The sequence below is a fragment of the Roseateles sp. P5_B10 genome (genome assembly GCF_056400485.1).
The window spans coordinates 1-653 of sequence record NZ_JBFULE010001516.1 but is presented as its reverse complement, the minus strand read 5'-3'; the positions used below and the strand labels follow the sequence as shown (position 1 = coordinate 653).

The 653-nt window shown below is 66.5% G+C and carries 1 protein-coding gene; it reads right to left on the bottom strand.

All coding sequences use genetic code 11. The features are described 5' to 3' along the window. Window positions 1-531, bottom strand: a 531-nt coding sequence (locus tag AC1DU6_RS34340) for a pyridoxal-phosphate dependent enzyme (protein ID WP_477862937.1), incomplete at its 3' end; no start/stop codon positions are given. Window positions 532-653 lie beyond the last annotated feature (122 nt).

Sequence of the window (653 nt, the reverse complement as noted above, 5' to 3'; positions counted from 1 at the left end):
CATCGCACTGACGAAATGGGTGATGCGCCCGCCGGTGTCCTTCCACAGCTCGGGACCGGTGGTCTCGTAGTGGGCGCGTGGATTGTCGGCATTGGCGAACTGGTCCAGCACGCGGCCCTTGCCTTCGCCGGCCATCTGCTCAGCCAGGTCACGGGCGTACTCCATGCCACCGGTCTTGGGCGTCAGGATCAACTCCGCGCCGAAGGCCTTCATCGTCTGGGCGCGCTCGATGGACAGGTCCTCCGGCATGATCAGCACCATGCGGTAGCCGCGGATGGCCGCGGCCATGGCCAGCGCGATGCCGGTGTTGCCGGAAGTCGCCTCGATCAGGGTATCGCCCGGCTTGATCTCGCCGCGCTCCTCGGCGCGCTTGATCATGCTGATGGCTGGCCGGTCCTTCACGGAGCCGGCCGGGTTGTTGCCCTCCAGCTTGGCCAGGATCACATTGCCGCGCGCATCGTCGCCGAGCAGTCGCTGCAGGCGCACGAGGGGGGTTGCGCCGATGACGTCTTCGAGGGTCGGGTAGCTCATGGGCGACGATTGTGGCAGCGGGAACAAAGTCGAGCCTTGTCGAGTGCATAATCCGCCCCTCGCGTGCAAAGCGCGATGCTGTTTCCGACGGGCCCGGGTGGCGAAATCGGTAGACGCAGGGG